Origin of the sequence: Nitrosospira sp. Nsp14 (genome assembly GCF_900113575.1) — a bacterium.
Classification (GTDB): Bacteria; Pseudomonadota; Gammaproteobacteria; order Burkholderiales; family Nitrosomonadaceae; genus Nitrosospira.
The window spans coordinates 235,672-247,943 of record NZ_FOPV01000001.1; the positions used below are offsets into that span (position 1 = coordinate 235,672).

General features: G+C 53.0%; 12 protein-coding genes. 3 read left to right on the top strand and 9 right to left on the bottom strand.

Annotated features, from left to right (window positions below; translation table 11 throughout):
- Nucleotide 1 precedes the first annotated feature (1 nt).
- Nucleotides 2-973 carry a hypothetical protein gene (locus BM022_RS01005; protein WP_091135901.1) on the top strand — a complete coding sequence of 324 codons (972 nt, stop codon included), beginning with the start codon at nt 2-4 and terminating at the stop codon, nt 971-973.
- A gap of 598 nt (nt 974-1,571) precedes the next feature.
- Here BM022_RS01005 and BM022_RS15825 read toward each other — a convergent pair.
- The 7 genes from BM022_RS15825 to BM022_RS01035 all read right to left on the bottom strand — a co-directional run bounded on the left by BM022_RS15825 (nt 1,572) and on the right by BM022_RS01035 (nt 6,671).
- Nucleotides 1,572-1,910 carry a glycosyltransferase family protein gene (locus tag BM022_RS15825; RefSeq protein ID WP_256208786.1) on the bottom strand — a complete coding sequence of 113 codons (339 nt, stop codon included), beginning with the start codon at nt 1,908-1,910 and terminating at the stop codon, nt 1,572-1,574.
- Nucleotides 1,911-1,975: 65 nt separating this feature from the next.
- Nucleotides 1,976-2,362: a phosphocholine cytidylyltransferase family protein gene (locus BM022_RS15830; RefSeq protein WP_256208787.1), complete on the bottom strand. Its 387-nt coding sequence runs from the start codon at nt 2,360-2,362 to the stop codon at nt 1,976-1,978.
- A gap of 221 nt (nt 2,363-2,583) precedes the next feature.
- Nucleotides 2,584-3,225: an HAD family hydrolase gene (locus BM022_RS01015; RefSeq protein ID WP_091135903.1), complete on the bottom strand. Its 642-nt coding sequence runs from the start codon at nt 3,223-3,225 to the stop codon at nt 2,584-2,586.
- Nucleotides 3,222-4,151, bottom strand: coding sequence for an NAD-dependent epimerase/dehydratase family protein (locus BM022_RS01020; protein WP_091135906.1), 930 nt, complete (start codon nt 4,149-4,151; stop codon nt 3,222-3,224). The genes BM022_RS01015 and BM022_RS01020 overlap by 4 nt, the downstream gene beginning before the upstream one ends.
- Before the next feature lie 6 nt (nt 4,152-4,157).
- Nucleotides 4,158-5,096, bottom strand: coding sequence for a phosphoglycerate dehydrogenase (locus BM022_RS01025; RefSeq protein ID WP_091135908.1), 939 nt, complete (start codon nt 5,094-5,096; stop codon nt 4,158-4,160).
- Nucleotides 5,093-5,854: an HpcH/HpaI aldolase family protein gene (locus tag BM022_RS01030; protein WP_091135910.1), complete on the bottom strand. Its 762-nt coding sequence runs from the start codon at nt 5,852-5,854 to the stop codon at nt 5,093-5,095. The genes BM022_RS01025 and BM022_RS01030 overlap by 4 nt, the downstream gene beginning before the upstream one ends.
- 40 nt (nt 5,855-5,894) lie before the next feature.
- Nucleotides 5,895-6,671: a 3-deoxy-manno-octulosonate cytidylyltransferase gene (locus BM022_RS01035; RefSeq protein ID WP_091135912.1), complete on the bottom strand. Its 777-nt coding sequence runs from the start codon at nt 6,669-6,671 to the stop codon at nt 5,895-5,897.
- Nucleotides 6,672-7,025: 354 nt separating this feature from the next.
- On the opposite strand from BM022_RS01035, the gene BM022_RS01040 reads away from it, so the two are divergent.
- Both BM022_RS01040 and BM022_RS01045 read left to right on the top strand, forming a co-directional pair.
- Entirely contained in the window at nt 7,026-8,339 is a 1,314-nt protein-coding gene (locus BM022_RS01040; protein ID WP_091135914.1) for a hypothetical protein, read from the top strand.
- A 43-nt stretch (nt 8,340-8,382) separates the two neighbouring features.
- Entirely contained in the window at nt 8,383-9,435 is a 1,053-nt protein-coding gene (locus BM022_RS01045) for a glycosyltransferase family 2 protein (RefSeq protein ID WP_091135917.1), read from the top strand.
- A gap of 196 nt (nt 9,436-9,631) precedes the next feature.
- Here BM022_RS01045 and corA read toward each other — a convergent pair whose 3' ends face one another.
- Both corA and ppx read right to left on the bottom strand, forming a co-directional pair.
- On the bottom strand, nt 9,632-10,702 hold the full coding sequence (gene corA / locus BM022_RS01050; protein WP_091135919.1) for a magnesium/cobalt transporter CorA: 1,071 nt from the start codon (nt 10,700-10,702) through the stop codon (nt 9,632-9,634).
- A 22-nt stretch (nt 10,703-10,724) separates the two neighbouring features.
- On the bottom strand, nt 10,725-12,266 hold the full coding sequence (gene ppx / locus BM022_RS01055; RefSeq protein ID WP_091135921.1) for an exopolyphosphatase: 1,542 nt from the start codon (nt 12,264-12,266) through the stop codon (nt 10,725-10,727).
- Between the last annotated feature and the right edge of the window lie 6 nt (nt 12,267-12,272).

Here is a 12,272-nt window from a genome sequence, read left to right on the forward strand (position 1 = left end):
CATGGCAGAACCTGAATCAGCCGTGGGTCAGCACGTTCCGGATGAACTGGAGGCGGAAATGGCCTCGTTGAGCTCAAAGGCTGTCTCGCCAGATTTTCTTGTCTTCGTTGAAGCATTGAAAGCGCGGTTTGCGTCATCGCTCGATGCCGTGCTTCTTTACGGATCCTGCTTGCGCGCACACGAAATTGGTGAGGGTGTCGCGGATTTCTATATCGTCGTAGACAGTTACGATAAAGCCTATCCTGAACGTTATCTGAGGCAGATTAATGCGTGGTTGCCACCCAATGTATTTTATCTTGAGGTATCCCGGCGGGAGCAGAAATTCCGCGCCAAGTATGCGGTGGTCTCGATGGCAGATTTTGAGCGGGGAACACGACAGTGGTTTCACCCATATCTGTGGGCTCGATTTGCTCAACCTTCACGATTGTTATATGCGCGTGACGAATTCGTCGGCAAGCGTATTCATCGTGCGCTCGCTTATTCTGTAATCACATTTCTGGAATCAACTCTTCCAGCGCTGGGCTCGGGCGTGGTGAACGCCGAAGCGATCTGGATCAACGGCCTGAGCCGAACCTATGCGGCGGAGTTGCGGCCTGAGCGAGAAACACGCGCTCGGCAGTTGGTCCAGTTAAATCTGGACGAATATTCCCGATTAACGGCGTGTGCCGCTCCAGCATTGGCTGAAATGCTGAAGGTGTTGCACAATGGAAATTATCAATGCGTGATAGATGCGGCAGCCCACAGAGGTTCTCTATGGGGTTGGCGGTTGCGCCGCTGGCAGGGAAAAGTCCTGTCTGTGCTGCGACTCTCAAAGGCGGCATTTACCTTTCACGACAGCATTAGTTATGCCGCGTGGAAGATCGAACGGCATACCGGCGTTCGTGTCGAAGTAACGCCCATGTTGCGGCGGCATCCCGTACTGTGGGGTCTGAAGGTGTCCTGGCAGCTATTGCGGCGCGGTGTAATGCGGTAATGGTCGTGTAAAACCGCTAAAGTGGCTGTGCCGTGCTTGCCTTGAGAATAAAATCGTAAGCTTCCCAGTCTGCGCCATTTCCGCCAGCGTGTTTACCAACGTGATGGGATTGTTGCAACACTCCTGGCATTCTGGCTTTTACCTTTCTTCTACGAAGCTGGTATCTAACGCTTAAGTCGTATCGTCTTTCCGTCTTCCGAGCGGCGCGGTGTGGTTTGTTTTTTCCCGTTTGAACAAGGCGCTTGGGCTTGTTTTGGCCAAATATAACGTATTGCTAGTTCGTGTAGGTGGGGTTCGAGTGACGATCGTGCACACGCCAATAGCCATCTTGCGTAGTGCGTATTCATCAACTTCTACCGATGCTATGGAACATAGACGGGCGGTGCCGTTCCGGGGCAGGATGTTGGAAGTGCTCAGGTGGCTGGCGCTAGGGCGATCCGTTGCTCAGTGCTTACATGTTATCCCCGGTTAAGCGGTCGATCCACATAGTACCGACCAATGGAGTTCAAGTTCATCTTTCTGCGAATTCCTGGTGAGTGAAACTGTGCGGCGGGTTCGCAGTGTCAGGTCTAGCTCAATCTAGTCCTGACCAGCAAAGCTAGGCAGGAGTTTGGCTGCAGTTTTGCCTGACGGCCATTTCGCCGAAGAGTTCTTCCGCTATCGCCAGATCTGCGGCAATATCTATTTCACACCAGCGGTTCCTGGACACGGGACATACATTAACCATTTGTTTTCCGGCCAGTGCATCAATAATGGTGAAATACCATGATCTGAACTCTGACTGATTTCGCAGCGCATTCTCGACCGCGTCACAAAACATCTGAGGGCCGTTCTGTCGGAAAAAGACGAGGCCAATGGATTCAGCGTCTATTCGGTCCACGGGTAAGGTTTTGCTTACATTCTTCACCCATCCTCTCTTATCCAGCTGAACTTTCATGTCGTCCATGTCATACACAGATTTTTGGCTCACGCAAAGAGTAATTGGGGCGGGCTCTGAGTTCATCACTTCAACCAGTACGGACCCATCAAAAACTGTATCCCGTTGACCAACAGGAAGTCGTGATGCATTGCAAAACGCGCAACCCAGCAACTCACAAGGTTATCTGTAATCTCGAAAAAAGGATTAAAAATCGTATTGACTCGCGCACGATTGTTGTAGCGTTGCTGCAACACAGTCTCAACAAGTTCGGACTTAAAACCGGTGACGACGGTAATATCATCAATTCCATAAGCCAGGAGAGCGTCGATTTGCCACTCAATGATCGGTTTGCCCGAAATCGGGATCAGGCATTTCGGAATATCTTTTGTTAAAGACAGCAGTCGCCGTCCCTGCCCGGCGCTAAGGATTACTGTTTTAACTGGACGATAACTTGCTTTAATGCCGCTCATTGCAACCAGTTTTAAAATTCAATTCTTATCTCCAATTTATGCCCTGCATCCTTTTACCGCAATTCATGCGGAAATTCCTCCCATCATGCACGATTCCCGAATCTGATGGAATGCCGACTGAAGCCGCACAGTCCCACACGAGGAAACTCAGGTGAGCAAGGAGTTCAAATCAGGTATTACGTCAACGTGGAGCGAAAAAGGGTTCTCATCCCCTGGGAAACTCAGGTGAGCAAGGAGTTCAAATCAGGTATTACGTCAACGTGGAGCGGAAAAGGGTTCTCATCCCCTGGGCGCACACGTCCCACAAATGCGACCTTGTTGACGTGCGCGCTTTGGTAATCGATCAAAGCGTCGCCGATCATCAACACGCGCTCGGGAAGGAGAGCGTGGGCTGACAAAATATCCGCGATCAGCTGCTGTTTCGGCGTGGGGGAACCCCGCACAGCGGTAAAATAGGACGCCAGGCCGCGGCGACTTACTATTGTATTCAGTTCCACTTCAGGTGTACCGGAGGCGACGAACAAGGGTATTTTGCCGGCTTCCCTGCGTATCAGTTCTGCCGCTCCCGGTACCGGATCGCTTGCGATCACGGCTTCAAGCACGAGTTCGGAAAAACGCTGGTCGAGATGCCGCTCTTCCTCTGGTGTGAGCGGGGGCTTTTCCAGCAGCGTTTCCTGGAAATAACGAAATTTCTGGTAACGCGACATCCCCCCGTGCAAGACATGATATCTTGCCACTTCGCTCATTACCGTCTCCCCATAGCTCCGATAGAGATTGGCGAAGGCTTGGGTTTTAATTTCTCCCGATTCGACCACCACACCGTCAAAGTCGAAAATAATGGCGTGCCAGGCTAGGGTCTTCATGCTCTGTTGTCGGACGCGGATGGCGTCGCCTCGTCGTCTTCACCAGAGTGGTGCATGCTTTGGTGAATATCCTGCAGGCAGTCGAGAATACCTTGGCCCAGATCGACGTGCTCATTGAGCACCAGTTTGTGGCCAATGCGAGGCTGGAAGGCATACGGCGTAACCTCGTAATGATGCCCCGCCCTGGCCTGGTCAAAATGCAAATCAATTTTCCAGGGCATGATTTCCGAGATCATCGTCATGACATCTTTGATGCGTAATCGCTCCTGTCCAGTCAGGATCAGATGGCGGTTGGCAAACTCCGGCGCCAGCACTTGCACGCTCATGCGTGCTGCGTCCTCCACGTGGATATACTCACGGATCGCCTCGCCACTACCATGGTATGTAATGGAATGCCGTTCCAATGCTTCATGCAACATGCGGTAGATACCGTTACGCGCGTCTGCACGCCTGCCATACAGAGATCCGTAGCGTAAAATACTATAGTCCAGGCCGTAGCGCTCATGGTAGGTTTCGATAAAGCGCTCGGCGGCCTGCTTGCTTGCGCGGTAAAAAGACCCCGACTCCGAATAGACATAAATGGTGCTGGCGAAGACGAATCGACGGGCGCCAACGATACGCGCCGCTTCCAGCGCGTGCATATTTCCCAGGACGTTAATTGTAGCCGTAGCAAGCGGCTTATCGGTCGCTTCATCAATATCGGCGATGGCGGCGAAATTATAGACCACATCGGCGCCCTTGGCCGCTTCCGTCACCTGATCCAGATTCATGATATCGCCGATGATCATTTCCTGATCATGAGTCAGGTAGCGCGAGGGTGTGCGGTCAAACAAGCGTACCCGGTAACCGGCAGCGGACAATGCGTCCGCCACATGGCTACCCAGAAAACCACTGGCACCGTACACGATTGCAATTTCGTTGGACATTACCGTTTACCCATTCTCCATCGCGCGTGCTTCAATCAGGCCACGTAGTAGATTATCCGCTGCTTCCCATTCCATGCGTTGGCGCGACTCCCTCGCGAGCGAGCCGATGTGTGACGTCAGAATAGCAGTTTCGCATTTTAGCAGGGGCCCACGGTACGGTTCCTCCTCGAAAACGTCGAGAGCCGCCGCCCCCAGTTGTCCAGAGTTTAATGCTTCAGCCAGGGCTGTTTCGTCAATAAGCCCACCCCGCGCTGTGTTTATGATGACAGCCCCCCGTTTTACTCGCGCCAGGTTTTCTTTGTTAAGCAGATGGTGAGTGGCAGCATCGTAGGTGAGGTGAAGGCTGATGACATCCGCTTCTGCCAACAGTTTTTCCAAGGTCACCAGTTCTACCCCTTCCGGTGACTCACGCACATATGTGTCATGCGCCATCACTGTGGATTCGAATGCCTGGCACAAGCGTGCCACACGCCTGCCTACCCGACCCAAGCCGATGACGCCCACCCGCTGGGCAGCGAGTAAACGTCCTTGTGTTCGGGGCCATTGCCCCATGCGGACCAGCTTGTCAGTAGTGGGCACCTGTCGCAGAGCGGCCAGCATGAGGGCCATTGTGAGTTCCGCGACCGCCTGTGCCGGAGCTTCCGGCGTATTCAGAACGGTAATGCCATGCCGTTTTGCCGCGGCAAGATCCACACTGTCCAGGCCGCTTCCGCACCGGGAAACGACTTTAAGGCTTCTAGCCGAGGCAAAAACGCGCTCTGTCAAAGGTTCTATGCCGGCCACCATTCCGACAGTATCATCACCCAGCAATGCGATGACTTCGTCTTCAGTTAGTTTGCGTCCGTAACTGTTGCTGGCGATGCCCAAGCCCTTTTTCGTCAAATCCTGAATATGAGGATTGTTATCGGTATCAAACGAAGAGGTGGAGATAACGACTTTGCTCATAGTGCTTCCCTTATTTGATGCATATGTCCCCGGCAAAGTGTGTCGAGGATACGAATGTCCAGGCCATAGCCAAGAAAGTTAAAGCCGGCTTTAATGTTCTGCACCAATTGGTCCGGGTCGGGTTCGACCACATGGATGCCCCCCGGTTTGCCAATACGGCGCCCCGCCTCTTTTACCCGTTCTATCGCAGACTGAACCTCGGGATAATCCAGTTCGCCGGGACGCCCCATGGAGCCGGACAAATCGTAAGGTCCGATGATGTAGGCGTCGATTCCGTCCACCGAAAGGATAGAGTCAATCGCGTTGACCGAATCGATATGTTCAATCATCGCTACCACCACGGCGTTATCTTCCAGCCACCGCCGGTATTGTTGAAATCTCGCCCCATAACCTTGAGCGCGAGCCAACCCTACCCCTCGCTGGCCGCGGGGCGGATAGTATACGGCCTGAACGGCAGCCGCGGCGTCTGCCGCGGTTCTGACCATGGGAACCATTACACCCGTCGCGCCCGCGTCCATCACGCGCTTGATCTGATCAGGATGATTCGACGTGAGCCGCACAATCGCCGGGCAGCGTTGTCCATCCAATACCTGGATCAGCTTCTGGACGTCGCTCAGTTCCAGGACACTATGCTCGGTATCCAACACGAGCCAGTCGAACCCTGCTGCAGCCATGATCTCAGCAATCGACGGATGGCCCAGCGTGATCCATGAACCAATGGTTAAAGCATTTCGCGCTAGTTTTGCTTTAAGTTGCATGAGTTATTCCTTCAAAGAGCCGTTCGAGCGGCTCGATTGACTAAACCGATTCCATGTACAAGGCGAGCAATGGATCGGTCTTCATGAGGATAGCAACACGCTCCAGATCGGCCGGGGTATCGACTGCCTGCGTGTTGAACGCGGTTCTCACCATCTTTACCTTGTATCCATGCTCCAGCAACCGCAGCATATCGACTGATTCCAGCTTTTCCAACGGCGTGGAAGGCAATCGCGCAAAATCGAGCAATACCTGGCGCCGGAACGGGATAATGCATACCTGCTTGAAGGCTAAAGCCATTGGAAAAGGAAAATTCGCTTGAGATGAGGATGATATAGTCGGTATCGGTTGCCGCGACATGTAAAGGGCATTGCCGCACTGATCCATGACCACCTTGATGGTGTTAAAATCGCTAAAGTCCGCCTGGTTGTCGATAGGACGCACCAGGTTTACGCAGCCCAGCTCGGGATCATGCCGAAAAGGTTCGATCGCAGCATCAACCATCTCTGGGTGTGTCATCGGTTCATCGCCTTGCACCATGACGATAAGTTCAGCGTCAGTTTCAGCTACCGCCTCTGCAACACGATCACTTGCCCTCTCATGGGTATCAGCCGTCATTATCACCGGCGCGCCAAAATCCTCCGCCGCACGGCGAATTTCCTCATCGCATGTGGCGATATACGTGGTGTCGAGCGACCGGCTTAGGGCGACACGTTTATAGACGTGCTCCAGCATGGTGCGATCTAGTAGTTTTGCCACCGGTTTCCCCGGGAAACGCGTTGAACCCATGCGTGCCGGTATTACAGCAATCGTTTTCATTAGTATTTAATATTTCCTTGCATTTATGGTCAAAGCGATGTGTCCCGTTACTGACTGTCCTAGCCGACTGTCCTAGCCGGCTTATGTGCGGGTGTCGCGAGCCAATATAGAGAACAGAGGGAGCAGTGGGTTTGGGAGTCATAATCTACAACTCGAAAATTTTTACTCCTGGTGACTGGAACACATCGCTATATTTTAGCAAACTGTGGTGATGTTAAAACAACGGCTGTGCTAGTAAAGCAATACACGCAAGTGTACAATCAAAAATTTTTCGCATCAAAATCGATCTGATGCACGGTTAAACAATGGAAATCTACTGCTTGTTGTTCACATCCAAAGGATGAATATCGCGGTATGAAAGCCCTTTTTTTCCTGCGCCATTATAACGACATCGATCATATTACGCCGGTCATTTCGAAATGGATCGATTCTGGTCATACATGCGACATAGTTTTGATAGGTAACTCACGATTCAAGAATGATTATCGCATCAACTTCCTGAAGGGACTCAAAGGCGCGCGCATGGCCTACATCGCCGACGTGTTGCCACCCGTCGAGTTTGTGAGATGGTTTTTTCAAACCCTCATACTGATCCGAAGTTTGCGCCGGCCTTTCATCGGACCGATCATGAAGGCGTTGGAAGAATTTTATGACGCAAAGCGGCGCCAGCCGATCTGGCAGAGTACCGCCAGACGGTTGCTGTCGAGGACCTTCAAGGATAATGAAGGGGGCGTTGTTGTATTTGATTGGATTGAGCGAAATTCATCTATTTGCGTAGAATGGGTCAAGGTGGTGCTATCCACGGCGCGTTCCATGGGCCTTGGAACAGTATCGCTCCCGCATGGGGATAGCCCGCATGCCAGCCAACTGATTCGGCGCCGTGAGCTGCGTTTGGAGCCTGACACTACATTTGCAAATGCCGGCATTTTCGATAAGGTTGTGGTTCCAAACGAGTTATGCTCGGTGCGCTTTCGCCCGTTTATGGACAACCAGAAGCTCGCGGTGCTCGGTTCGCCCCGATACTGCGATGAATGGTTGGCAAAATTAGCGACGCTTATGCCGCCTTCGCCGCTCACTCGCTCGGATAGCCGGCTGAAAATCGTTATGTTTCTCAGGAAGAGCAACTTCTCGACGTTTTGGGAAGAAGTGGGAGAGGTGGTTCGTATCGTGGCTGGTTTTCCCGGGGTGGAGTTGGTCATCAAGCCGCACACCCGCGGGGGATGGCAGCAGTCCCTGACAAAGGATGTTTCGCTGCGCCGACTGCCGAATGTGACCGTGGCGGGCGATATTCATTCCATTTATCTCATGAATTGGGCTGACGTCATAATCGATTTGGCCACGTCAGTTGTATTTGAAGCGGTAAAGGCCAACAAGCCGGTATTGGCGGCCGATTACCTGCATGCGGGCCGCTCCGCTTTGGCTGAGTACATGCCCGAGGCTGAACTGCGCTGCAGGGATGATGTATATAAGCACATGGAAAAGTTTCTCTCACACGGATGCGGCTCGTTTTATATAGAAGAACATCGCCAGCGCTTTTTGAACGAAATGATCAATGTTGGCGATCCTGATGTATTGTCGCGTTACGTAGCGTTGCTGGAGGGGCAGATACAGCCGAAGCCCAATCAACGTCAAATCCATCCGAGCACCGCTGATCTTGCGGTTGCATGAGTAGCGCTGCCTGGATCGATATCTCAGAGAGAATACGGGCGGAATGATATCACTGCCATCAATAGATGTGGTCATTCCCGTCTACAATGCGCCAGAGTTGACATTGCGCTGTATTGATTCCGTCGTCACCTGCCTTGGCAATACCATAGGCCATGTCTATATCCAGGATGACGCATCGGGCGATAAGACGCGTCGGATGCTGGATCAATTGCCGTATCAGAAGATACATGTTCACCATGCCGAGCAAAATCAAGGCTTCGGTTTATCGGTAAATGCGGCGATAAAACGCTCGGATGCGTCTTATGTGCTGGTGCTCAATTCAGACACCGTCGTAAGCGAGAATTTTCTGCCCATGCTGTGCGCCTCGTTGGAAGCAGATCCGCTGTTAGCAGTCGTGATTCCAAATGGAAACGACTATGCGCGGCACGATTCGGAGCAGTACCAGCGTGGGCCGGGCGGATACATCGAAACACATCGTCTCCAGGGCCATGCCTTCCTCATCCGCCGCGATGTTTTCGAGGAAGTGGGCGGTTTTGACCCTGCGTTTGGGCGTGGCTATTATGAGGACGTCGATCTTGGCCGCCGCCTTAATCACCGCGGTTGGCGGCTTGGCGTCCATCCTGACGCAAGCATTCAACACAAGGGAGGCGGGTCTTTTGGACGCGGACGCTCCTTCCGAGAGCTGGTGCGGCGCAACCGCAGCCTTTACTTTTCGCGCTACCCCGCCGCATGCCGTAATGTATTGCTTCTTTCCGGCAACTGGACCTTGACGCAGTTTCCGTCAAGTCTTCGGGAGATGCTTGAGAGCGTGCTTAAAAAAGGCGGCTATGTCCACTGGCTAACGCCGGACCCCTCGCAACCGCTTCCATGCCTGCAGATGCGCAGTAACTCCGTGGGGGTCGGGGCCGCGTTTAGTCTTCTGCTGCGCGGTTTGCGGGCCGATAAGCGCATTTCCGAGGTATGGGTGCTGCCTGGCGTTTCACGGTTGCTCCGCGCGTCACTTATTTTCTGGGCGGGTATTCGTGGGCTAAAAGTGCTTTCCTGGGAAAGGGCAGCGACAATACCGGACTGCACACCAAAGCTGCTTCGACCTTGAATGCGCTTCTAAACGGAAGAGGTTTGCCTGACGAGTTGATGCGCGGTGTAGTGAACTACTTCGGGGGGAATTCCAGGTAGCAGTGAACTTGTGCAGGAGCGGGAGCACCGGCGGGCATTTAAATATAGTTAACAAAAACGGTGCCGCGTTTCTCGATGTACAGAGGTATGAGCCTGATCGCTACGCAGTTTTTTTGTTACAACCACTTTTTCCAGCGGAATAAAAGAAGCATGATTCCCGTGGTTACCGCCATTGTTCCAAGCACCGCGAAAAATCCCCAGTGCCAGTCTAGGCCGGGGAGGTACTGGAAGTTCATGCCATAGATTCCGCTGATCAAGGTTAACGGCATGAATATGGTCGTGATGACAGTGAGAACTTTCATTATTATACCTAGGCGGTAGCTCACGCTGGACACATAGATATCCAGCATCCCGGCGGTCAGGTCGCGCAGGGATTCTACCGATTCAATGATATGAATGGTGTGATCGTAGACGTCTCGCAAATAAAGCAGCGTATTGCGGGTGAAGAGCGGGGAGTCACCCCGCTGCAATGAATTGATCACTTCGCGCAGGGGCCACAATGATCTGCGCAGGAAAACATTCTCGCGCTTGAGAGAGTATATTGAATGCAGGGTTCCGGGTTGAGGACGGGTGACCAATTCCGCTTCCAGTCCTTCTGTTTTTTCGTCAAAACGTTCAAGAAAAAGGAAGTAACCGTCCACGATAGCGTCGATCAAGCTGTACATCAAAAAATCGGCCCCCAATTTTCTTAATTGGCCTTTTCCAGAATGTAAACGTTCACGCACCACCGCAAACTGATCCCCATCCGTTTCGAGGAATGACAGCACGAAATTTTTTCCCAGTACGAGGCTGACCTGTTCGGAACTTATTCTCTCTTCTCCGCCCCTCTTTTCGCAGTCGAAGGTTTTCAGGACCACATACAGATAGTCGCCGTAATCCTCCAGCTTGGGGCGCTGGTCGGTATTGATGATATCTTCCAGCACCAGCGGGTGAAGGTTAAAACAGGTACCGATCTGCTCTATCGCACTAATATCGCTCAAGCCGTGGAGGTTGACCCATTTTATCCCATGCGCATGCTTGAGCTTGTCGCTCAGCTCGGCAGCCATTACCCGTGATTCGCGCACGCCGTTAGCGTCATAATCCAGCAGGGTGATATGAGCTGTCGCGGTTTTCTTGGCGCCGATGTGCACCAATGTGCCGGGCGGGAGCCCTGCTTTCGTGGATCGCCTTTTTACATGGGATGACATATAGTGTCACGCGGTTATTTGCTTATAGAATTTTTCTTGTTTTGTCTGCCTCACCGTCGGCGTTTTCCCCTTGCGTATCGATTTGAAAATCGAACCCGAGGGGGAGCCATTGTTCAATTTCGGCAGACAGCGCCGTATCCGTCAAGGGATTGCGATCGAGCCAGACTCGGTCCATCCGCAGTTCGAATGCTTTATCGCTCAAACTCACTTCCAACCGTGGTAATTTGATGTCACTGCGACTTCGATGAAAAACTACTGCCAGGCGAAGTGAAAAAATCAGCGCGAAGTCCAACCGTTCGGTAACGGAATCCCGCACTTTTACAGCCCCGCCCCGGTGAGCGAGAGCAAGCATGCTGAGGCGATCTTGCTCTCTCCGTGAGAAACCGGGCATATCGGCATTGCCGAGAATATATGCGGAATGCTTATGGTAGCCGGAATGCGCTACTGAAATGCCGACTTCGTGAAGTCTGGCGGCCCACGAAAGAACCTGAAGCAACTCTTCCAAATCATCTGGAAAATCCCTCAACAATTGCCTCCCCAGCAATAACGCCAGCGATTCAACCCGTGTCGCTTGGGCGGCGTCCACCCGATAGCGTTGCATAAACTGCTTTACGGTTGTTTCCCGCATGTCGTGGTTGTGGAAGCGTCCCAGCAGATCGTAGAGCACGCCTTGCCGTAACGCGCCTACCGCTTGAGACATGCGGCGGATCCCGAGCTCGGAAAATGCTGCGGACATGATTGCGAAGCCTCCGGCAATAACCGCCGCGCGGTCGGGACGTAGTCCGGTTAATTCCAGCTTCTTTACGTCACCGACCTTAAGCAAGTACTCACGAAAATTTTCCAGCCCCTCGAGTGTTATGTCTCCCTCGCGGCCGGCGCTATCGAAGCTGTTCAAATGGATAATGTCCCCGAGTGCCCGCGCGGTGCCGGATGAGCCAAATGCCTCCTCCCAGTGGGAACTCGTAAACTCCGCGGCGATCGTTTGAATTTCGTTGCGCGCCATCAGGTCGGCGCGCTTCATGGCGCTCTTTGTGATCTTCCCGTCAGGAAAGCAGCGCAGACTATAGCTGACGCAACCCATGTACAGGCTTTCCATCCTGACGGGTCTTAGACGCTTGCCAATAATAAATTCGGTAGAGCCGCCACCAATGTCCATTACAAGACGGGGGCCCGTTGAAATGGGAAGGCTGTGGGCTACGCCCAAATAGATAAGCCGCGCTTCCTCATGACCGGAGATTACCTCGATCGGAAAACCGACAGCGGCTTCAGCTTTTCTAAGGAAGGCGGGCGCGTTTTTTGCTACTCTTAGCGTGTTCGTAGCCACTGCACGAACCGAATGCGCAGGGAAGCCGCGTAGCCTTTCCCCAAAACGTTTGAGGCAATCCAGGGCGCGTGCCTGAGCATCCTCATCCAGGCGTTTGTCGGCAGTAAGCCCGGCGGCAAGCCGAACCATTTCACCCAAACTGTCCAGCGGATAAAGCTGTTTTCCGACGACTCGCGCGACTTGCAAACGGAAGCTGTTGGAGCCGAGGTCGACCGCCGCGAGGGTGGAATATTCGCGCATAATTTG